20 protein-coding genes are annotated in these 20671 nt (G+C 66.9%); 12 read left to right on the top strand and 8 right to left on the bottom strand.

The genetic code is table 11. From position 1 onward, the window contains the following. Positions 1-133: 133 nt before the first annotated feature. The 3 genes from GC106_RS47985 to GC106_RS22305 are packed head-to-tail and all read left to right on the top strand — an operon-like array spanning position 134 to position 2024. Complete coding sequence (locus GC106_RS47985) at positions 134-523, top strand: sensitive to high expression protein 9 homolog (protein ID WP_246366568.1); 390 nt, start codon at positions 134-136, stop codon at positions 521-523. Further along, positions 472-1467, top strand: coding sequence for an SNIPE associated domain-containing protein (locus GC106_RS22310; RefSeq protein WP_246366566.1), 996 nt, complete (start codon positions 472-474; stop codon positions 1465-1467). Before GC106_RS47985 ends, GC106_RS22310 begins: the two co-directional genes overlap by 52 nt. A 2-nt stretch (positions 1468-1469) precedes the next feature. Then, complete coding sequence (locus GC106_RS22305; RefSeq protein ID WP_246366565.1) at positions 1470-2024, top strand: DUF2510 domain-containing protein; 555 nt, start codon at positions 1470-1472, stop codon at positions 2022-2024. Between the two features lie 54 nt (positions 2025-2078). Here GC106_RS22305 and GC106_RS22300 read toward each other — a convergent pair whose 3' ends face one another. Beyond that, positions 2079-2441, bottom strand: coding sequence for a YciI family protein (locus GC106_RS22300; RefSeq protein WP_173133954.1), 363 nt, complete (start codon positions 2439-2441; stop codon positions 2079-2081). A gap of 129 nt (positions 2442-2570) precedes the next feature. Continuing rightward, positions 2571-3131, bottom strand: a complete 561-nt coding sequence (locus GC106_RS22295) for a CGNR zinc finger domain-containing protein (protein WP_173133951.1) — start codon at positions 3129-3131, stop codon at positions 2571-2573. A 50-nt stretch (positions 3132-3181) separates the two neighbouring features. On the opposite strand from GC106_RS22295, the gene GC106_RS22290 reads away from it, so the two are divergent. The 3 genes from GC106_RS22290 to GC106_RS22280 all read left to right on the top strand — a co-directional run bounded on the left by GC106_RS22290 (position 3182) and on the right by GC106_RS22280 (position 4477). Beyond that, positions 3182-3862, top strand: a complete 681-nt coding sequence (locus GC106_RS22290; RefSeq protein ID WP_173133948.1) for an AzlC family ABC transporter permease — start codon at positions 3182-3184, stop codon at positions 3860-3862. Continuing rightward, a complete protein-coding gene (locus tag GC106_RS22285; protein WP_173133945.1) occupies positions 3859-4164 on the top strand; it encodes an AzlD domain-containing protein in 306 nt (101 codons plus the stop codon). Before GC106_RS22290 ends, GC106_RS22285 begins: the two co-directional genes overlap by 4 nt. Before the next feature lie 166 nt (positions 4165-4330). Then, positions 4331-4477: a hypothetical protein gene (locus GC106_RS22280; RefSeq protein WP_173133942.1), complete on the top strand. Its 147-nt coding sequence runs from the start codon at positions 4331-4333 to the stop codon at positions 4475-4477. A 3-nt stretch (positions 4478-4480) separates the two neighbouring features. Here the strand turns inward: GC106_RS22280 and GC106_RS22275 are convergent, their stop codons facing one another. Next, entirely contained in the window at positions 4481-4912 is a 432-nt protein-coding gene (locus tag GC106_RS22275) for an STAS domain-containing protein (RefSeq protein WP_173133939.1), read from the bottom strand. Between the two features lie 346 nt (positions 4913-5258). On the opposite strand from GC106_RS22275, the gene GC106_RS22270 reads away from it, so the two are divergent. From GC106_RS22270 to GC106_RS22250, 5 genes are all read left to right on the top strand, one after another. After that, a complete protein-coding gene (locus GC106_RS22270; protein ID WP_246366619.1) occupies positions 5259-6011 on the top strand; it encodes a GAF and ANTAR domain-containing protein in 753 nt (250 codons plus the stop codon). Between the two features lie 132 nt (positions 6012-6143). Next, positions 6144-7100, top strand: coding sequence for a UDP-glucuronic acid decarboxylase family protein (locus tag GC106_RS22265; protein ID WP_173133936.1), 957 nt, complete (start codon positions 6144-6146; stop codon positions 7098-7100). Between the two features lie 18 nt (positions 7101-7118). Beyond that, positions 7119-8759 (top strand): carbamoyltransferase family protein, encoded by a 1641-nt coding sequence (locus tag GC106_RS22260; RefSeq protein WP_173133933.1) that lies wholly within the window; start codon positions 7119-7121, stop codon positions 8757-8759. Then, positions 8756-9715: a glycosyltransferase family 2 protein gene (locus GC106_RS22255; RefSeq protein ID WP_173133930.1), complete on the top strand. Its 960-nt coding sequence runs from the start codon at positions 8756-8758 to the stop codon at positions 9713-9715. Before GC106_RS22260 ends, GC106_RS22255 begins: the two co-directional genes overlap by 4 nt. After that, a complete protein-coding gene (locus GC106_RS22250) occupies positions 9712-10992 on the top strand; it encodes a UDP-glucose dehydrogenase family protein (RefSeq protein WP_173133927.1) in 1281 nt (426 codons plus the stop codon). Before GC106_RS22255 ends, GC106_RS22250 begins: the two co-directional genes overlap by 4 nt. Here GC106_RS22250 and GC106_RS22245 read toward each other — a convergent pair. Beyond that, positions 10989-11399 (bottom strand): hypothetical protein, encoded by a 411-nt coding sequence (locus GC106_RS22245; RefSeq protein WP_173133924.1) that lies wholly within the window; start codon positions 11397-11399, stop codon positions 10989-10991. The two genes, GC106_RS22250 and GC106_RS22245, sit on opposite strands and share 4 nt — an antisense overlap. A gap of 197 nt (positions 11400-11596) precedes the next feature. On the opposite strand from GC106_RS22245, the gene GC106_RS22240 reads away from it, so the two are divergent. Further along, positions 11597-12430, top strand: a complete 834-nt coding sequence (locus GC106_RS22240) for an MOSC domain-containing protein (RefSeq protein WP_173133921.1) — start codon at positions 11597-11599, stop codon at positions 12428-12430. 34 nt (positions 12431-12464) lie between these two features. Here the strand turns inward: GC106_RS22240 and GC106_RS22235 are convergent, their stop codons facing one another. The 4 genes from GC106_RS22235 to GC106_RS22220 are packed head-to-tail and all read right to left on the bottom strand — an operon-like array spanning position 12465 to position 20441. Further along, entirely contained in the window at positions 12465-13289 is an 825-nt protein-coding gene (locus tag GC106_RS22235; RefSeq protein ID WP_173133918.1) for a hypothetical protein, read from the bottom strand. A gap of 9 nt (positions 13290-13298) precedes the next feature. Then, a complete protein-coding gene (locus GC106_RS22230; RefSeq protein WP_173133915.1) occupies positions 13299-14618 on the bottom strand; it encodes a DUF6055 domain-containing protein in 1320 nt (439 codons plus the stop codon). Between the two features lie 23 nt (positions 14619-14641). Further along, on the bottom strand, positions 14642-16435 hold the full coding sequence (locus GC106_RS22225) for a glycoside hydrolase family 127 protein (RefSeq protein WP_246366563.1): 1794 nt from the start codon (positions 16433-16435) through the stop codon (positions 14642-14644). Continuing rightward, complete coding sequence (locus GC106_RS22220; protein WP_173133909.1) at positions 16428-20441, bottom strand: discoidin domain-containing protein; 4014 nt, start codon at positions 20439-20441, stop codon at positions 16428-16430. The genes GC106_RS22225 and GC106_RS22220 overlap by 8 nt, the downstream gene beginning before the upstream one ends. Positions 20442-20671: the final 230 nt, after the last annotated feature.

Raw genomic sequence — 20671 nt, 5'->3', positions numbered from 1 at the left:
GGCGTGCACCCTACGTGTTGGTATGAACTCGCCCGATCCGGTGACAACCGAGGCTTCCGGCGCGGTTGCTGTAACGACGTCCCGCGCTACCAGGATGCACACGGTTGTCGCATGTGGATGCTGGGAGGCAACAGTGGCGTTGTTCGGGAACAAGGAAAGTGCGGAGATAGCCTCGCTGCACCAGCAACTGGCGGCGGCGAACGGGACAGTCACGGAGTTGCGCAGCTGGGTGAACCAGTTGCGAGGTACGCAGGCCCCGGCGCTCGAAGCCGAGCTCCGGCTGTTGAAGACCGCGGTTGACCAGGCGAAGCGTGAGTACGCGGCGCTGACGAGCTCTCGGCACCAAACGCAGGCGGAGCTCGATGCGCTGCAGGCGCGCCTGATCGAGACCCGGGAGACGGCACTGCTGCAGGAAGTCGGCGTCTACGAGACGCGCATCCACTTGAGGACGCACTCGCCTACAAGGAGGCTTTGGCCGACCTGCGCGCGCGGATCAAGGCCTCGGCGAAGGCGGACGCGGTGACGTGCCAGGTCGACTGGGCGGTGAACGGCTCGGTCAAAGAAGGGCAGAGACTGGGCCGGGACATGGCGAAACTGATGCTGCGCGCGTACAACGCCGAGGCCGACAACGCGGTACGTGTGGTCAAGCCGCACACCCGCGAAGCGGTGAAGAACCGCCTGACCACCACCCGAGACACGATCGGCAAGCTCGGGACGTTGATGCGGATCGTGATCTCGACCGACTACCACCGGCTACGCCTGCGCGAGATCGAACTGACCGCTGACTACCTGGCCAGGGTGGAGGTGGAACGGGAAGCGGCACGCGCGGAACGTGAGCGGCTGCGTGAAGAAGCCAAAGTGATGAAGGAGATCGAGCGTGAGCGCGCGCGTCTGGCCAAGGAACGTGCCCACTACGCCGCAGTCGTCGCCAAGCTGACCGCCAAGGGGGACGGGGAAGGTCTCCGGCGTGCGCAGGAACAACTGGAGACCGTCGACGACGCGATCGCGGGTGTGGAGCAGCGGGCCGCGAACGTGCGGGCCGGTTACGTGTACGTCATCTCCAACATCGGCGCCTTCGGCCCGGACGTCGTCAAGATCGGCATGACACGCCGGCTGGAACCGATGGACCGGGTGCGCGAACTCGGCGACGCCTCGGTGCCGTTCCGCTTCGATGTGCACGCGCTGTTCTTCTCGGAAGACGCGGTCGCGCTGGAGACAGCCCTGCATCAGAAGCTGGCGCACAAACGGGTGAACCTGGTCAACCAGCGGCGCGAGTTCTTCTACGCGACCCCGGCCGAGGTCAAGGAGCTCCTGGTCGGGCTCGGCGACGACCACGTGCTCGAGTACACCGACACCGCGGAGGCGATCGAGTGGCGTGCTTCCCAGCCGGGACGGCGCGAAGTCCCCGGCGGACAGCGGAACACGGACGTCGGCGGCGACGGTGATCTCTCGGATGACGGTGCATGACCATGACTCGTCCCGCCACCTGGTTGCCCGACCCGCTCGACGATTCGTTGCTGCGTTACTGGGATGGTCAACGCTGGACCTTCCACACGGCCATGCGTCCCGCTGTGCCTCAACCTGCCCCCGTGGCGCCGCCGCCGGTTGCCGCGACGCCGATGCTGCGTCCGGACATCGCTGAAGCGCTCGACCGCACGCGGGGGACGCTGATCGGGTCGATGAAGGAAGTCAAGCTGCTTGAGACGTACCTGCTGCCCGAGGAACGGGTACTGGCATTGTGTGGAGCACAAGGGCAAGGCCATGGTGTTCTGGCGTGCACGAACCGTCGCCTGCTCTTTCTGTTCGTCGGCATCGTGACCAAGCAGTTCCTGCACGTCAGCTGGAACGACGTGAAGCACGTCCACTACGACCGACGGTCGACGAGGTTCGCGGTCTACACCACGAAGCTGACCAAACGTGCCGTTCCGGCGTTCGCTGTGCAGGTCAGCAGCATGCAGGACGCGACCGCGATCGGGTCGGCGGCGCAGGCAGCCGCGGCGGCGCCGCGGCTGGACGTGGTGTGACCTGGTGCCCTGGCCGGTCCGCGACCAGCCAGGGCGTTCCGGCACCCAGGTGTACTAGCCCGCGACCTCGTCGAACTCGACGACCTGGCGGACCTCGACCTCGATCTCGTCGAACAGGTCGGCGTAGTCCTGGGCGAGCTTGACCGCTTCGGCCAGGTCGGCCGCGTTGATCAGGGCGAAGCCGCCGATGACCTCCTTGGCCTCGGTGAACGGGCCGTCGGTGGCGGTGATGCCCTTGTCACGGGCCTTGCGAACCTTCGCGCCCTTCTCCGACGGGTGCACGCCCTCCGCCGTGATCAGGATGCCCCGTTGGGTCCAGTCCTGGATCATCGCCCCGATCTTCGCCACGAACTCGGGGCTGGGGTTCCACGCCTCGGTCGCGTTCTGGTCAACACGGTGCACCATCAGAAACCGCATTACGTTCTCCGTTGTCGTCGTGGGCTGGTGCCCGGTCCCTCCGGACACCCTCGCCCATGCGTCGAGCGACAGCATGGCAAGTCGACACATCGCGCGGAGGAATTTTGGACAAACCGGTGCGGCTCAAGATTAGGGGTTCTCCTGCGCGCGGGTTTTCCGGTAATGCCTGCGGGCGCGTTCGCGGTTGCCGCAGTCCTGGGAGCTGCACCACTGGCGGGAGTGGTTGCGGGTGCGGTCGAGGAACAGCCAGCCGCACCTGGGCCCCGCGCACCGGCGCACCTTGGCCGCGTCGGGTGAGGTGAGCAGGTCATCGGCGGCCATCGTGAGGGCGGGCACGATCTCGTCGGCGGTGGTGACGGGAACGGTCCACCGCAACGGTAGAGCGGGGGCGGCCGTCGCCAGGCGTCGTGCCGACGCCAGCAACGCGGCGAAGCGGGCGACGTCCTCCGTCGTAGGGGAGCTCAGCAGCCGGTACACGGTCTCGCGCAGGTCGATCAGCGAATCGATCACCGCCGGGCCGGGGTCGAGCCGCTGTGCCAGGCCGGTCCGGCCGAGCCAGAGCGTGAGGAAACCAGGTGCCGGCAGGCGGTCGTACGTCTGGCTGGGGTCCCCGCGCCACGCGAGTGTGTTCACCAGATCAAGAGCCACATGCCCGCCGACCAGCGAATAGCCGTGCCAGCTGTCGGTCACGCCACTAATTCTAACATCCTAAGTCGCCAATAGGCTGTTAGTGTGAGGCCATGGCAACGACCGAAATCGGATACGCGGCTGGTGTGCGTGTCGGTCTGGCCGTTGGTGTGCCGACGTTCGTCATGGGGGTGACGTTCGGCGCGATGGCACACTCGCTGGGCTGGGGGACACTCGCGCCGGTGGCGTGCTCGTTACTTGTCTTCTCGGGGTCCGCGCAGTTCGCGCTGGCGACCTCGTTGGCCGGGGGCGGCGGCGTCGCGCTGGCGGTTGGGGCGGCCGCGATGGTCAACGCGCGGTTCCTGCCGATGGGCGTGGCGGTCGCCTCCGACCTCAAGGGCGGACGGTTGCGCAGGGCATTCGAAGGGCAGGCCGTCGTCGACGCTTCGTGGGCCGCGGCGCATCAGGGCAACGGCAGGTACGACCGGGAGAAACTGATCTCGGCGACGCTGGTCCAGGCACCCTTGTGGATCGGCGGAACGTTGGTCGGCGCGCTGACGGCACCGTCCGACGAGATCATCCACCGGTTCGCGCTCGACATGGTGTTCCCGGCGTTCTTCCTCCTGCTGCTGATCGACGAGATGCGGGAGTCGGTCCAGGCGCGCTGGGTCGCCGCGTTCGCCGCCGCGCTGGCCGCGACACTCACCCTGGTCGTCCCCGTCGGCCTGGCGATCGTCGGCTCCGGGGCGGCCGCGCTCCTGGGGCTGCGAGCGGGTCCGGGAGCACCCCGGTGAGCACGCTGTGGATCGCCATCCTGCTGGTGGCGCTGGTCAGCTTCGCGATCAAGGCCGCCGGGCCGGCCCTCGTCGGCGGTCGCCGGCTGCCACCGCGTGCGGCCGGCGTGATCGCGCTGCTCGCGCCCGCGCTGCTGGCCGGGCTCGTGCTGACCGACTTCGCCGGACCTGGCTGGACGAAGGCCGACTGGACGGTCGCCGCCGGACTGTCCGTCGCGGGCATCTCGTACCTGCTTCGCGCACCCATGCTGGTGTGCGTGGCGCTCGCGGCCCTGGCGACCGCCCTGCTCAGGCTGCTCTGACGCGCAGTCCCATGCCCAACATCCCTCGTGAGCGTTTATCGGCGTTCTAACCCTGATAAACACTCACGAGTCGTGAGCTGCGGGTTTAGTGGGTTGGCGGACAGGGAAGACACAGGCGTCAGCCGCATCCGAGGGGGTGCGGGAAGTGGGCCTGATGGAGACCGCCGTGGACACACTCGACCTTGAGACGAACTCGCCGGACGACGCCCTGACCGGGCTGCGAACCCGGATCGACCTGCACACCGAGCAGCTCACGAGACACGCCCGGGAACTCAGCCGCCTCGGTGCCGAGCTGGATCAACTGGTCTATTAGGTGTCACCAGTCACCGACGAGCTGCTCTTCCTCAGCCGCGCGCCGGGGGACCGGGCGCCGTGCGGTGATGTGGCTGATCGCTTCGGTGACCGATCCGCGGATGGTGAACAGAGTCGTCACGCCCGCGATGTCCAGCACCCTGAGCACGGTCGGGCTGGCCACCAGGTGCAGGCCGACCTGGTTCTGTTCGGCGTGGCGGTGGGCCTGGACGAGGACCACGATGCCGGCCGATCCGAGGAACCCGACGTCGGTCAGGTCGACGATCAGCTCTCCGGGCCGGCTGGCGAGTTCGTTCAACACCGGTTCGGCGAACCGGAGGCGGGTGGCCAGGTCGATCTCGCCGCGGACGCGGGCGACCGGGATGTCGTGCACTTGCTCGATGATGACCTCGATAGCCGGCGGTGAGCCGGCGGGCCGAGTGCAGTAAGCAGCCATGAGAGGCTCCGATTCGCGACTCCGCGTCGCATCGCCGAGCTACTGCTTAACCCGGGCCGGCGACCAAGTCATTGTGCCGGATGTACCAACAGTATGCTGTCCTGCCCACACTGACAACTTGAAGACGAAGCCTCCCATGACGCCACGTGGCGCATCGGACCTGGTCCGGTGGTAGCCACGATCAGTGCGTCACGAACCGATCTTCGCGCATGCCCTGCTGGATGGGCTGTGTACGCGGGAGTAAGGTGACGTCGGTTTCGTTGAGCAGTCAGCGGCCCTGTTTGTGCTGGAGTTTTGTGGGCTGCTCTCCCGCTTTCCGCCGGGAGCAGTGGATGGAGCTTGCTGACTGGTGGGTGATGCTCGCGTGACCGAGTTGTTGGACGAGGTCAGAGCGGCGATGGCCGCGCTGACGAACGCCCTGGAGACGGCCTCCGACATATCGCAGGTGCTCGACGCTGTCTGTGCCGAGGCGGTGCGGGTCGTGCCCGGTGCCGACATGGCCAGTATCACCGAGATCGACGACGGAGAAGCCCGCACGGCGGCGTCCACCGACGACCGTGCGGTGGAGGTCGACCAGGCCCAGTACGCGGTGGGGGACGGGCCTTGCCTGCGTGCCGCCGCCACCGGGAAGACGGTCCGGCTGTCGCTGGACCACGCCAGTGAACTGTGGCCGGAGTTCACCGCGTGCGCCAAGCAGGTCGGTGTCCGCAGTTATCTCGCGGCGCCGTTGCGGGTGGACGAGGACCTGACCGGGGCGATCAACCTGTTCGGCTTCGGCGACCACGGTTTCGCGGAGATCGATTCCAAACTGCTGGAGTTGTACGTCACGGTGGTGGCGTTCGGCCTGCGCACGATCCGCCGCTACCAGCAGGTCCGGGAACTGGCCGACAACCTCGAGGCGGCGATGCGGTCGCGTGCGGTGATCGAACAGGCAAAGGGCATCCTGATGGCCACGCACAAGATCGACGACGAGACCGCGATCCAGCGGCTGATCAACCACTCGCAGAACACGAACACCAAACTCCGGCTGGTCGCCGCCGACTTCGTCCGCAAGGCGTCGACTCCGGAAGGGCAGGAGCCACGATCGACTGACGGGTAGGTCGCGATCCTGTCACCTCCGCGGTCCCCCGCGGAGGTGGGACTTCAGTGGTCGCTCGTCCCGTGGACCCGTGCCAACGGTGTTCCCCATGATCTCGTGGTTACACCGGAGAAGTGCGGGTAGGTCATTCCCATGACCTTCGAGCGCGTGGTCGTGACCGGTGGCGCCGGATTCCTGGGCTCGCACGTGTGTGCTGAGCTGCTCCGGCGAGGCAGTCGCGTGGTGTGCGTGGACGACTTCCGCACCAGTACAGCGGACAACATCGAGGCCTTTCTGGCCGACCAGCGGTTCGAACTGGGCGTCGCCGATGTGGCCGAACCGATCGAGGTGCCCGGTGACGTGGACACCGTGCTGCACCTCGCCTGCCCAGCGTCCCCTGTGGACTACCTGCGGATGCCGATCGAGACCCTGCGTTCGGGCGGGTTCGGCACCCTGCGCGCGCTGGAACTCGCCGCACGGCACGACGCCAGGATCGTGGTGGCGTCCACCAGCGAGGTCTACGGCGACCCGGTGGAGCACCCGCAGCGGGAAACCTACTGGGGCAACGTCAATCCGATCGGTCCACGGAGCGTGTACGACGAAGCCAAGCGCTTCGGTGAGGCACTGACCGAGGCATTCCGCCGGGAACACGGTGTGCGGACCGGGATCGTGCGGATCTTCAACACCTACGGGCCACGGATGCGGCCCGGTGACGGCCGGATGGTTCCCACCTTCCTGCGCCAAGCGCTCGCCGGAGAGCCCTTAACCGTGCACGGCAAGGGCGAGCAGACCCGCTCACTGTGCTATGTGGACGATCTGGTCCGCGGTCTGCTGGCGATGGCGGCGAGTGACCACGCCGGCCCGGTGAACCTCGGCAACCCCGAGGAAGTGACGGTCATCGAGGTGGCGCGAAGAGTGATCGAGGTGACCGGCAGCCGGTCGCCGATCGAGCACGTCGAACCGATGCAGGACGACCCGCGCAGGCGGTGCCCCGACATCCGGCTGGCACAGCGACTCCTGGCGTGGAAACCGGAGATCTCGCTGTACGACGGCCTACGGATGACGGCCGGTTCGGTCGGGCACGTGCTCGCCGGGCAGCGGCTCACCTGAGACAAGAAGGGGCGAACCATGCGCGTTCTGGGTATCAACGCGATCTTCCACGATCCGGCGGCGGCACTCGTCGTGGACGGCGAGATCGTCGCGGCGGCCGAGGAGGAACGTTTTTCCCGGCGCAAACACGGCAAACGGCCGGTGCCGTTCTCGGCGTGGGAACTACCCGAGCAGGCGGCACGATGGTGCCTGAAGCAGGCCGGGCTGGAACCAGGGGATCTCGACGCGGTCGCGTACTCCTACGATCCGAAGCTCGTCGAGCCGGGGCAGCAGGGCCTGGACGAACGCTGGGAGGAGTTGCGGACCCAGTACGCCGAGCGTTCGCCGTACTTCCTGGCCACGGCACTGCCCGGACTGGACCCGGAGATCGTCCGGTTCGTGCCGCACCACGTGGCCCACGCCGGTTCGACCGGCCTGGCGGCACCGTTCGACGGTGACTGCGCGGTTCTGGTGTCGGACGGCCGTGGCGAGTGCGCGTCGCACCTGGCCGGAAGCTATCGGAACCACCGGCTGGAAACACTGTCGGCGCAACGGCTCCCGCATTCGCTCGGCCTGATGTACGAGGAACTGACCGAACACCTCGGCTTCCTCCGGTCCAGCGACGAGTACAAGGTGATGGCGTTGGCCTCGTACGCCGAGCCGGCACACCTGGACCTGATGCGCGAGAACATCTACGCCACCGACGACGGTGGTTTTGTCGTGCGGCCGATCGACTGGGGCACGTTGGCCAAGCGCCGCAAGGCGGACGGCGAGATGACCCAGGAGCACGCCGAACTGGCTGCCAGCGTGCAGGTCCGCCTTGAGGAGGTCCTGCTGGACCTGGTCCGGTGGGTGCACGAACGCACCGGCCAACGCCGGCTGACCATGGCCGGTGGGGTGGCGCTGAACTGCGTCGCGAACACCCGTATCTTCGCCGAAGGCCCGTTCGAGGAAGTGTGGGTGCAACCGGCGTCCGGCGACGCGGGCACAGCGCTCGGTGCGGCTCTGCACGTGGTCGCCGAAGCCGGTGAGCCCGCCGCCGCGATGCCCGGCGCAGACCTCGGTCGTGAGTGGACGGACGAGGAGATCCGCGGCTACCTGGACCGCGCCAAGATCACGTATTCCGAACCGCCCAGCGTGGCCGCCGAAGTGGCCAAGGCACTGGCTGGTGACGAGGTCGTGGCCTGGTTCCAGGGCCGCAGCGAGTACGGCCCGCGTGCCCTCGGGCGCAGGTCCTTGCTGGCCAACCCCGGGTTCGAGGCGAACCTGCAACGGCTCAACGACGTGAAGGGCCGTGAGCAGTTCCGGCCGATCGCGCCGATGGTGCTGGTCGGCCGGGCGCCGGAGATCTTCCACCGCGGCCCGATCCCGAGTCCCTACATGCTTTTCGTCCACGACGTCCATCCTGAGTGGAAGGACCGGATTCCCGCCGTGGTGCACGTCGACGGCACGGCACGGGTGCAGACGGTCGATCCGGCACGTGAACCGCTGCTGGCCGAGATGCTGACCGAGTTCGACCGGCTCACCGGGTTGCCGGTGGTGGTGAACACGAGCCTGAACACCGCGGGCCGCCCGATGGTCGACGATCCGCGGGACGCGCTGGAGTGCTTCGGATCGTCCCCTGTGGACCTGCTGGCGATCGGGCCGTTCGTGGTGCGCCGGACGGGGGTGGCCGCGTGACGACGGATTACGCCGTGGTGATCCCGACAACCGGCCGGAAAAGCCTCAACGTGGTCCTGCACGCCCTGGCGAAAGGTCACGGTCCGGCGCCGCGCGAGGTGATCGTCGTCGACGACAGGCCCAACCCGGAGCCTCCGTTGGCGCTCGGCGATGAGGTACGTGTGCTGTACGGAGGTGGTCGTGGACCTGCGGCCGCCCGTAACACGGGATGGCGTGCCACGACCACCGAGTGGGTCGCGTTCCTCGACGATGACGTCGCCCCTCCGACCGACTGGAAAGCCAGGCTGGTCAAGGACCTGGCGGAGCTGCCGGCCCGGGTCGCGGGCAGCCAGGCGCGGATCCACGTCCCCCTGCCGAACGACCGCCACCCGACCGACTGGGAGCGCAGCACGGCAGGCCTCTCGGTGGCGAAGTGGATCACCGCCGACATCGCGTACCGCCGGGCGGCGCTGACCGAGGTCGGTGGCTTCGACGAACGGTTCCCGAGGGCATACCGTGAGGACGCCGAACTGGCGTTGCGAATCATCCAGGCGGGCTACGAGATCACGACGGGAGACCGGGAGACCACACATCCGGTGCGGGCCAGCGACTTCCTCGCCAGCCTGCGCGTCCAGCGCGGCAACGCCGACGACGCGCTCATGCGCCGCGTGCACGGCGCCGACTGGCGGGCGAAGACCGGTGCGTATCCGACCAGGGTGCGCTGGCACATGATCACCACGGCCGCGGGCGCCGCCGCGGTCCTCTTCGGACTGTCGGGCCGGCGGAAGGCCGCCTGGCTGGCCGGACTGGTCTGGGCCGGGCTGACCGGTCAGTTCGCGTACCAGCGGATCGTTCCAGGACCCAAGACACCGGAGGAGTTGGCACGGATGGTCGTCACCAGTGTTGCCATCCCGCCTGCCGCGACACTGCATCGGTTGCGGGGCGAACTGGGCGTCCGACGCGGACGAGCGTCGTGACCGGGGCCCGGATCGCCGTGTTCGGCGCAGGCTACGTCGGCCTGACCACCGCTGCTTGCTTCGCACGGCTCGGACATGACGTCGTCTGCTCCGATGTGGACGAGACCAAGGTGACCACGTTGTCGCGGGGCGAGGTCAGCCTGCACGAGCCGGGACTCACCACGCTTGTCGAGCAGGGGCTGGGGCAGGGACGGCTGCGGTTCGTTCTGGGCCTGCCCACCGAGCTGTCCGAAGTGGATTTCGTGTTCCTCGCCGTGCCGACACCGACCGGACCGGACGGCGCGGCCGACCTCAGCGCCGTGGAAGCCGTGTTGTCCCAGATACATGACGTTCTGTCGGACGAATGCGTGGTGGTCATCAAGTCCACTGTGCCGGTCGGCACGACGCGGCGTGTACAGCGGATGATCGGCTGTCCGGTCGTGTCGAACCCGGAGTTCCTGCGGGAGGGGCACGCGGTCGAGGACTTCACCCACCCGCAACGAATCGTCGTCGGCTCGGAGGACAAGGACGCGGCCCGGCGGGTGCTGGCGCTGTACGCCGACGACACCGCGTCGGCGGTGGTGAGCGACAGCGCCAGCGCGGAACTGGTGAAGTACGCCAGCAACTGCTTCCTGGCGATGAAGCTGTCGTACGTCAACGCCCTGGCCGAACTGTGCGAGGAAGTCGACGCGAACATCGAGGACGTCACGGAGGGAATGAGCCTCGACGAACGGATCGGCTCGTCCTTCCTGGCTCCCGGGCCGGGCTGGGGCGGTTCCTGCCTGCCGAAGGACACCAAGGCGCTGCTGGCCACCGCGACGGCAGCCCGGGTGGATTTCCCGTTGCTGGACGCCACGATCGGGACGAATCACCGCCAGCCACACCGGGTGATGCGGAAGGTTCGTGACGCCGTGGGTGGTTCGGTGCGGGACGTCCGGATCGGTCTGCTCGGCCTGACGTTCAAGGCGGGCACCGACGATCTGCGCGACTCACCCGCGCTGGCCGTGGCCGGTCTGCTGGCGGCGGAAGGCGCCGTCCTGACCGGGTACGACCCCTGTGTGCCGGTCGGCAGTGAGGTCGGCCCGTTGCATGTGGTGGGCACGGCCCGGGATGCCGTCCAGCATGCCGACGTGGTCGTCGTGCTCACCGAGTGGCAGGAGTTCGCCGAGCTGGACTGGACCTGCCTGGGCGACGGCGCCGGACGGCCGGTCATCGTGGACACGCGGGACGTGTTGCCCGTGGACAAGGTCCGGGAGGCCGGTTTCCGGCTGATCGCCACGGGCAAGCGCCTGGACTAGCCGGGCGGGGTCGCCGCCGTTCTCCGGTGGGTTGAAGCGGCTGCGGCCCCGTGGTCGTCGGGTCCGAGACGCGGCGACGGCGCTGTGCGGCGTTGAGTCGCGGCCTTCGCCGCGTCGGTCAGGCATTGCAACGCCTTGAGCAGCGCGGCGCGGGCCTGCTCCGGATCGGCACCGTCGAGGTGGCTTTCGGCGTCACGCACGGCCGCGACAGCCGAAGCGATCTGGCACGTCTCGCCCAGCGCGGCGGTGTAGGCGAGCGCGCCGTGCAGACTGTCGTTGACGAGCCGGAGCGTGCGCTCGTCGTCATGGCCGATGTCCTGCAGTTTTCGCACGGCCTCGTCGACTTCACGGTGCAGCCGGGAACCGGGTATGGCCGCCGGTCTGCGCCTGGCCTGGTGACGGGTCATGTCCTGACTCCCTCCACCGTGAGCGGGGACACCGTTGTCCTCGTTCAGCCAGGCTTCCCATGCCGCGATGGATTGAAACTCCCCAGTAGACTGTCCACTTGGTACTCTTTTTGGTACTACATACACAGTGTCTATCATTGTGACGTAATTAAGGCGGTGTGCCGCTGCGGAGACGGGGTGCGTGCCACGCTGAATCCATGAGCGAAACGATCAGCGCGCTGTGGCGTTTTCCGGTCAAGTCGATGCGGGGCGAAGCCGTGGACACGGTGGACGTGACCCCTGCGGGCATCGTGGGCGACCGCGCGTACGGCATGGTCGACATCGCGACCGGCAAGGTCGTCAGTGCCAAGAACCCGAAACTGTGGCCGGACCTGTTCCTGTGCCGGGCTTCTTTCGTCGAGCCGCCGTTGCCGGGAGCACCGCCGCCACCTGCCCGCATCGAACTCGGTGACGGCACCGTGACGCGGACCGACGCGCCGGACGTCAACGCGGTCCTGTCGAGGTTCTTCGGCCGCGACGTACGGCTGATCACCGCCGCGCCGGAGCATTACGTGATCGACGAGTACCGCCAGGACGGCTCGGTGGCCGACGAACCGTTGGGTGCGTCGGCATTCGAGGCACTCGGCCTGCCGTCGGCCGTGCCCGCACGCGCGCTGGTCGACTTCTACCCGGTCTCGGTGCTGGCCACGGCGAACCTGCGGCACTTGAGCACGCTGGTGCCAGGCTGCGACTGGGACGTCCGCCGGTTCCGGATGAACGTGGTCATCGAGACGGTCGACCCCGAGCAGTCCTGGATCGGCACCGAGCTCGCGGTCGGCGATCAGGTGCGGCTCGGCATGGCGATGCGCACCGAACGTTGTGTCATGGTCAACCTCGGCCTGGAGGAACTGCCCTATGACAACCGAGTGCTGAAAACGCTCGGCAGGCACAACCAGCTCTGCCTCGGTGTCTACGGTGTGGCCACGGTCGGCGGCACGCTCCGGACCGGCGATCCGGTCCGGCGCAAACCGGCTGGCAGGGGCGTCGCATGACCGGGCGGGCGGGTGCCCGCCCGGCCACTGTCCGCTACAGTCCCCAGCGGTTCTTCAGGTGCCGCCAGAAGTCGCGGAACATCCATTTGTCGAACTCGGTGATGTGGGCCGCGCTGCCTGCTTTCATCAGGAAGCAGCAGACGCCGGTCGGTGTCCAGTCGTAGAAGTCGTCCAGGCCGAACGAGTGTCCTATCTCGTGGAGCAGGATGTGAATGTTGTCGTTGTCCAGCGAGTTCACGTAGTACTCGCTGCCTATTCGCTGGCCCCAGTCACCGCCGAAGCCACCGCCCATCCCGGCGGTCAGCCACAACGACATGTCGTAGTGCCTGGCCACTCCGCCGGGACAGCGTGGATATTGACCGTTCTGGTTGAAGAACCGGCCGCAGCCCTCCGAGCACTGGGGTGCGTTCTCGCGGATGTCGTTGACGTAGATGTCGACCGAATTGTCCGTCCACTGTAGTGTGTTCCGGTCGCGGACCGCCCAGCCGACCACTTTCACCGGCACCTCGCGGTACGGCCAGTTGTTGTAGCCCTGGCCGTTCTCCAGTTGTACGTCCATCCACTTCTTGAACTGGCGGGACAGCGCGGCGTGCACGCGGTCACGCAACGCGGGGGAGACCGGTTGGCTGGAGTCCCACCGGACGCAGTAGTTGATGTAGCCCCGGTTGGCCATGATCTGGTCCCAGCCGTAGTTCCGGAAGCCGTACAGGTTCGGGTACGTGCTTTCCACGTGCCGCCAGACCTCGTCCAGTGGCCGCACCAGGTTCGACGGCGGGGTCCACTGGTCGGCGGCGACAGCCGGGGTCGCCGGTACGGCCATCAGCATGGCGATGGTCAGTATTGTCTTGCGGAGAAACATGTCGAGTCCTCAGGCAGGCGTCGCGCCTTGAATGGCGAGCTGGTAAGGGAACGTGTCGATGCGGGCGCCGTCCGGATAGTTGACGTGCTTCGACGGCGTGGCCGCGACGGCGAGGATCAGGTACGGCTCGTCCGCGGCGAGCTGGAACGTGCCGGTGGCGCCGGGAGCGAACTGCGGGCTGTAGCGCACCGAGAAGTCGCTCTTCACCGCCACGAAACTGAACCGCCAGTCCGAACCCAGGTTCGGGTCCACGGTCCCGTTGAGCCGGACGGACACCTGCCGCGCCTGGTCCGGGGTGAGCCGGATCAGGTTGTAGCCGTACTGTTGCGGCGCCACGGAGGCCGGAATGCGGTAGTTGCCCTGGCCGATGCCCTCCAGGCCGACAGTGTACAAAGGACGGTACGGAGCGTTGTCGCGCCACAGGTCGCTGCGGATCGCGCGGCCGTCGCTGTAGTCGAACACCACGTTGCGCCGGGCGTAGTCACCGATCAGGTCGGCGAACGCGGGATGCCCGGGGGCGAACATGCGCTTGATCGTCTGGATCGGGTGCTCGCCGTGCTTGGCGTCCCGCCACATCTGGTGCACCTTGTCCACACCGTACGTGTCACGGATCTTGTTCAGCAGAATCCAGTCGCCGTAATAGGTTTCCTGAGCCAGCCAACGGTAGTGGTTGCGGCCGTGGTACCCCGAGCCGGTCACCACCTCGGGACGCCGCATCCTGGCGTTGAAGTTGGCGTGCGCCTCCCAGAACCGGCCGGAATTGGGATTGCCGTAGCCGAACCCGCCTCCGTTGCCGTTCTCCCGGTTGAGCTGACACGCGTAGGCCTGGAGGACGTGGTTGAACTCGTGCGACTCGACCCAGTCATCCCAGTACTTGTCGTACGGCATGCAGATGTGGCCGACGCCGATCTCGTCGGTTCCCGCCCAGTTCGCCGGCGGCAGGAAACCACGCGACCAGCTGCCGCAGAGGTACAGGTTGATCTTGTAGTCCCTGGCCGGCGCGACCGCCGCCGGATCGGCGAACCGGACCTGGTCGACGTAGTACGTGTACGTCTTCTCCATCTTGTCCAGCACGTAGGCGGGATAGTCGGCGATCCCGCGGTTCGCCCGGGCCCAGGCGACCACATCGACCGCGTCGCCCCAGCGAACCACGAAGTTCGCCGATTCCCGGGAGTTGCCGAGATAGGCGTTGTTCTCGATGAGGAACCGCGGAACCCGGGACTGCTTGGCGGCCGCGTGCGTGACCGCAGGCATGGTGAGCATCGACACCAGGAGCATCGACACCGTGGCCGTGATCATGGCCAGCAGGGCGGTGCCTTTTCTCATCATGAGGAGAACCTCCTCTCATTCGGTTATCGGATGCGCCAGTACACGGTGTACCGCTGGCCGTGCATGGCGTAGAACGGCATCAGGTTCACAGGTCCGGTACTGGCCGAAGCGGTGAACCGCAACGGTGTGCTCGCCCTTCGGATCGACGCCGGGTCGAGCGTGGGCAAGGTGGAGAGGTTTGTCGTGCCATAAGCACCGGCGAGCACGATCGGGCCGTACTTCACGGCCTGTACGGACGCGTCGTCCGGAGTGACGTCACGGGTCAGCGCCATCGGCAGGTCGACGTCGAGCACGTCCCCGCCGGTCCACGTGCGACTGATCGTCGCGAAGGTTCCGGGAGTGACGGGCACGTTCTGCACCGTGCCGTTGAGCCGGAGCCGGGCGCCGGAGGTCCAGGACGGAATCCGCACCTTCACCGCGATCTGCCCGGACCCGGTGAACGTCAGCCTGGTCGACGGGGTTTCGGGATAGGTCGTCTCCTGCCGGACCGTGATGCCACGGCCGGGCCAGCGCAGTTCCGAGGCGATGAAGAGGTTGACGTACAGGGTGTTGCCGGTGAAGAAGTAGATGCTGTCGGCGTACTTGGTGTTGCTCTCCATCCCGGTGCCGTGGCAGCACGTGAAGTTGTGGTAGTCGTTGCTGTACGTCTTGATCCCGCCTGGCCGCAGCGGAATGTAGTAGCTGTGGAAACCGTGCGCCGAGTCCGGGTTCTGGGCGCCGAGGATGTGGTTGTAGAGCGTTTTCTCGTAGTAGTCCGCATAAGAGGCTTGCGGATTGGTGCGGAAGAGCTGCCGGGTGAGCTTGAGCATGTTGTACGAGTTGCAGCATTCGCAGGTGGAGTCGCTCAGCTCACTCGCGATCCGGCCGGGTGCCTTGAAGTACTCGCCGTTGGAGTTGCCGCCGATGGCGTAGGTGTGGTCCCGGGTGACGATGGTCCAGAAGTTCGTCGCGATGTCCCGGTACCGGGTCTCCCCGGTGGCGTGGTACTCCCGGATCGCCCCGATCGCCTTGGGGATCTGGGTATTGGCGTGGTAGCCGTTGAGCCGGTCCTGGCCGGCCGCGAGCGGGTCGAAGATCTCGGCGTGGTCGAAGTACCGCGCCGTGGCCAGGTGGGCCGGATCGCCGGTGAGCAGGTAGAGGTTGGCCAGCACCTCGTTCATCCCGCCGAACTCCGTGTCCAGCATGTTCTGCCGCTGGGCCAGGGTCAGCCGGTCGTTGCGTCGCTTCACCCACGCGGCCATGGCCGTGAGCACGGTCAACGCCTGCGTGTTGCCGGCGAGCATGTGCATGTCCAGCAGACCGGCCATGATCTTGTGCAGGGTGTAGTACGGCGCCCATACCTGCTGCCGGGCTTCGACGCGGTCGATGAAGCTCTCCGGGAATGCCGACAGATATCCCGGAGAGGACGCCCTGGCCTGGCATTTGGCCAGTTCGGCGACGAGGTGGTCACCTCTGGACTTGAACTCCGCACGGCCTGTGTTCGCATACGCCTGCGCCAGTGCGGTCAGGACGTGGCCGGTCGAGTGTCCACGTAGTTCGGTCGTCGGGGACTCCCAACCGCCGCACGGCGCCGCCGAGGACGGCAGGCCGTAGTTGAGCCGGAACGTGTGCAGCAACCGGTCGAGGTCGAGAAAGAGCAGGTAGCTGTGCGTCCGGGCGGTGTTGGCCTGGAACGGCCCCGGCGATAGACTCACCGCGGACAGCGGGAACGCCTCGGCCGAAACACCGATGTCCGCTGCGTGCGCCGGGGCGGCGCCGAATGCCGTGACGGCCGTGGCGCCGGCACGAAGGACGGTTCTGCGGCTGATCTCAGCCATGGGACTTGACCTCCACATTCGCCTGTGCGGTCAGGGATGTCCCGGGCACCTGGCCGGTCACGGTGAAGGTGCCCGGTTGTGCGTAACGGGACGGGTCGATCGAGGCCCAGGTGACGGTCGTGCTGACGTTGTCACGAGAGCCGTCGTTGAACGTGGCCGTGACCGTGGATGGCAGGACAGGGGCGACTCCGGCGGGCGTGACCACGGTCTCCGGTTCGAGGAACGTGATGCTGACCTGGTTGTGCGGCCGTACCCACACCGTCGCGGACGCCGGCAGCCCGGTGCCGTCCACAATGCCCTGGACAGTGAACGACGTGCCGCCCGTGGCCACTTGGGACTGCTCGATCGGCTGCCAGGTCACCGTGGAGTCCAACCGCGCTCCGCTGGCGTAGACCTTGGTGACTGTGGCGGACAGCGCCGGTATCTGACCGACGAGCGTGGGCTGGTGAACGGCTCTGATCGCGGTCGGTGTCTCGGCCAGGGCCCGGAACTCCACCAGGCCGACGGACCCCGCGCCGGACGTGAGGACCGCCCGCAGGCGAGTCGTGGTCACGCCCGCGAACGTGGCGGTGTTGAACTGGTCGACTGCCACGGGATACGTGCTGGGGATGTCGGCGTACGCGTTGCCGTTCCAGTACTGGAGTTTCCACGAGCTCGGCACTCGGACACCGCCGCCGTCGTCGAAGAAGTAGAGGCTCGCGGCGTTCAGGCGTTGCGGCCGTGTCCACGTCAGCTCGGCCCACTGCTCGCCGGTCTGCGGCCACGTGCCCCACCTCGGGCTGTCGTTCGAGCTCCCTGGGGTGACACCGTCGTTGATCGCGGCCACGCTTTCCCAGGACGAGGTGTAGGACGCGGACGCGGTGGCCGCGGGGCCGAGGTTGAAGGCGGACCCCTGCGAGACGGTCACGGTGACCTGCGAGGACGCTGAGGCGCCGCCGTCACTGCCGGTCAGGCGGAGGGTGTACGTGCCCGGGGCGCTGAAGGAGGCCAGCGTGGTGGGGGCGTTGGGGGAGCCGAAGATGACGGTGCCTGGGCCGCTGACCTTAGACCAGGCCGTGGACAGCGTGCCGGACGGCAGCGCGTCGTCCTTGACCTTGCCGAGCAACCTCGCCTGCCCGGGCTGGTTGAACGCCGGGTCCCGCCGGGCCAGGACGTAGGGCGCGGTGTTGGCGGCAGCGGGCGGGTTGCCGGAGCTGAAGATCTTCACCTCGGTCAGCCCGGTCCGGAAGCCCGGCTGATGGGTCATCAGTACTCGGACCCGCTGGGCCGTGATCGCCGGGAACTGGACCCGGTTGTAGTTCGATCTCGGTGCCGCGGGTGTCTTCGCCCCTGGCACGGTGACCCACGTGCTGCCGTTGTGGTATTGGATCTGGTACATGGCAGGCTCGGCGTAGCCACCGGTTGCCCGGTCGTTGCGGAAATGCACCCGGATGTCGTCGAACGTCCTGGCGGAACCCAGGTTCAGCTCGTAGGAGTCCTGGGCATTGGGTGATCCCTTGCTGCCCCAGAACGGTTCGTTGATCGTGAAGCCGTCCACCGCGGCCGCGGTCGTCGTTCCCGTGGCGGTGTACGAGGCCGACGCAGTCGCGCCCGCCGTGAGGTTCGTGTTGTTGCCCAGGTTGACGCCTGCCTTGGCGAACATGTCGGTCATCCGGTCGTCGGTGTGCATGACCTGGCTGGGCGCCTGCATTCCGGCGACCGAAGTGCTGTGCAGAACGTTCGCGGCTTGGCCAGGGAAGGCGACCGTGCCGGTGCGCGGGTCCCAGATCGCGTGCGCAAGCCGGTCGATCGTGAGCGCGCGGGTTCCGTTGACGTAGATGGAATATCCCTGTGGAACTCCGGGGTATCGCGTCACGCCGTCGGCGGGGTCGTCCCACACGATGGTCAGGTTGTTGTTGCGATACCGCAGGTTGTTGACCGTGAAATGGGACCAGCCGATGGTGATCGGGGACAGTTCGACCTTGTCGTCGTTCCGGGGGCGCAAGCCCATCGCGTCCTCGACGACGGTCCAGTTGCTGCTGCCGAGTGTCGTGTGGTGGATCCAGGACCGGTATCCGATGGTCTTGGTGGCCGCGTTCCAGTCGGCCCAGAACTCGTTGGAGTCCGGCCACCGGGTGTCGCCGCCGATGTACTGCGCCCAGGCGTTCCAGTACAGCAGCTTCTTGTACATCTCGGGCGTGATGTGCGCGGACGGGTAGTTGCGCAGTGCCGAGGAGAACAGCCGGAACTGCACGGTCGAGTTGATCTGCGAGAAGTTGTTGGTACCCGGCTTGCCCGCGGCCGCGGCGGCGGCCTTGTCACGTTGGTTCGCCGTGTAGAACGGGAAAAGCGGATACTCCTTCTCGTCGGCGAACAACCTCAGCGCTTCGCGGTACTGTGCCGTGTTGGGCATCAACCCGACGGAGTACGGGTAGAAGTTGTTGATCTCCTTCCACGGCACCAGCGCGTTGGTCGGCACATGCCTGTGCTGCAACACCTGTGCTTGCGAGTTCCACAGGACGTTCACGACCGCCTGCTGGACCCGGGCCGCGATGGCGCGCATTTCAGCGGCTTTGGCGGTGTTGCCGATCGTGTCGTACGCCTGAGCGGCTGCCAGGGCGTTGCTGTAGACGTACGCGGACTCAGTACGGTCCAGTCGTCCGTCTCGCCAGTGGAACGAGACGGCGTCGGCGTCGTTCCCGGTCAGCGCGCCCCAGTCGTATTCGATCAGGTTGTTGCGGTCCTGGTCGTAGAAATCCAGCTGTCCCTTGACGTCCTGCTCGGCATACCGGGCCAGGTTGCCGGCGATCACCGGTTGTCCGCCGTGGATCTGGTAGCTACGCCATGCGGCTTCGGAGATGTACTGCGTGTAGCTGTTGCTCCAGTTCTCCGGATCGCCTGGGTTGTCGGTGTAGCGCCGGTTGCGGGACACCTCACCCGCCGAGACCCACGGACCGAAGGAGTACATCGGGTTGCGCAGGTATTTCAGGTCGTCCACGAACATCGGCACGGTGAGCACGATGGCGTTGTTGTAGCCCAGCGCACCTTCCACCGAGGTGGGGAACTGGAAGTCGTTGCCGGGGATGTCCGCGTCGAGGTAGTTGAAGCGCATCAGCCACCAGCGGTAGTAGATGTGCTTCTTGATGGCCGGATCCGGCACGTCGAAGTAGGGGACGTTGTCGGCCCACCAACGGTTGTAGGCGCGCACATGGGTGGCGAACGCGGCGGCCGGCGTGGCGCTCCGATAGGACTGGTAGTCGGTCAGGGACGCGGGGATCTCCTCGGTCACGAAGCCCATGACCACCTTGGTCTGCACACTCTGGCCCGCGCCCACGGTGACCGATCGGGTGAGGTCGGTGCCGTTGACCGTGAACCCGTCTCCGGCGAGCCGCGGGAACACGGTGGTGAGTTTGTTCTTCGCGTCCACGATTCCGGTGAGCTCGTTGCCCTCGGCTGTCTTCGTGTACGGCGATGTCGCGCGCAGCTGCAACGTCTGGGAACTGCTCCCGGTGTTGGTGATGGTCAGCGTGGTGACGGCGACGTTGTCGGCGGTGATGAACTTTCGCTGTTCCACCCGCAGGGAACCACTGGTGTGCAAGCCTTTCCAGTAGCTGGGTGTCTGCAGGCGCTGTGCGGCGTTCTCGGTGAACGTGCCCGGGCTGAGGTTGATCGAGTACGCGGCGCGGTTGTCGATGCTTTCCCAGTAGGCGACCTGACCGCCGAACCCGATCACCGCGGGATCATGGGTCTTCATGAAAACCGCGCGGCCTCGGCTCATCAGCCAGGTGCCCGCCGGATCGGTACCTTGCCGGGCAAGGAGCCGGTCCATCCAGAAGTCCGTGCCCTGGCTCTCCTGGTCGTAGATGGCACGCATCATGTCGTTGGGTGTGTAGGCGACCGGGACGGCCGGAGTCGCCGGTCCGGTGAACGTGGGATAACCGATGGGCTGTGCCGCCGACGCGGTGAGCGGTCCGGTCAGCGAGAGTCCTAAAGCGACTATTGCGGTGAGGGCTGCGGTTCTGCGCATGCGCGTCACTTCCCGGTGCTGTGCCGTAAGTCTTCTTGGAACGTAGCAGGGCTGTCAATGCGGTGTTCTGAGCTGAAAGCATTGTGACAAAAGGAAACAAGCCGATGCTGGCACTGTCCACATCGGTGCCTTCTGTCGCTGCACCTGTACAGCCGACCGTACGGGATGTAGCGTTTTCAACGGGTGCCCGTCGTTGTTTCCCTTTTCCCTTCAACGGATGTGAGGGCTCG

This window comes from Kibdelosporangium persicum (genome assembly GCF_013280595.1).
GTDB classification, from domain to species: Bacteria; Actinomycetota; Actinomycetes; order Mycobacteriales; family Pseudonocardiaceae; genus Kibdelosporangium; species Kibdelosporangium persicum.
The sequence above is the reverse complement of the archived record's forward strand: the minus strand, read 5'-3'. Positions and strand labels throughout refer to the sequence as shown.

What these genes read in the sequence shown, in the direction of transcription:
- GC106_RS22305 (WP_246366565.1), top strand. Translation starts at nt 1,470, where the DNA reads ATGACTCGTCCCGCCACCTGGTTGCCCGACCCGCTCGACGATTCGTTG.
- GC106_RS22300 (WP_173133954.1), bottom strand. Translation starts at nt 2,441, where the DNA reads ATGCGGTTTCTGATGGTGCACCGTGTTGACCAGAACGCGACCGAGGCG.
- GC106_RS22290 (WP_173133948.1), top strand. Translation starts at nt 3,182, where the DNA reads ATGGCAACGACCGAAATCGGATACGCGGCTGGTGTGCGTGTCGGTCTG.
- GC106_RS22275 (WP_173133939.1), bottom strand. Translation starts at nt 4,912, where the DNA reads ATGGCTGCTTACTGCACTCGGCCCGCCGGCTCACCGCCGGCTATCGAG.
- GC106_RS22265 (WP_173133936.1), top strand. Translation starts at nt 6,144, where the DNA reads ATGACCTTCGAGCGCGTGGTCGTGACCGGTGGCGCCGGATTCCTGGGC.
- GC106_RS22260 (WP_173133933.1), top strand. Translation starts at nt 7,119, where the DNA reads ATGCGCGTTCTGGGTATCAACGCGATCTTCCACGATCCGGCGGCGGCA.
- GC106_RS22245 (WP_173133924.1), bottom strand. Translation starts at nt 11,399, where the DNA reads ATGACCCGTCACCAGGCCAGGCGCAGACCGGCGGCCATACCCGGTTCC.
- GC106_RS22240 (WP_173133921.1), top strand. Translation starts at nt 11,597, where the DNA reads ATGAGCGAAACGATCAGCGCGCTGTGGCGTTTTCCGGTCAAGTCGATG.
- GC106_RS22235 (WP_173133918.1), bottom strand. Translation starts at nt 13,289, where the DNA reads ATGTTTCTCCGCAAGACAATACTGACCATCGCCATGCTGATGGCCGTA.
- GC106_RS22230 (WP_173133915.1), bottom strand. Translation starts at nt 14,618, where the DNA reads ATGATGAGAAAAGGCACCGCCCTGCTGGCCATGATCACGGCCACGGTG.
- GC106_RS22225 (WP_246366563.1), bottom strand. Translation starts at nt 16,435, where the DNA reads ATGGCTGAGATCAGCCGCAGAACCGTCCTTCGTGCCGGCGCCACGGCC.
- GC106_RS22220 (WP_173133909.1), bottom strand. Translation starts at nt 20,441, where the DNA reads ATGCGCAGAACCGCAGCCCTCACCGCAATAGTCGCTTTAGGACTCTCG.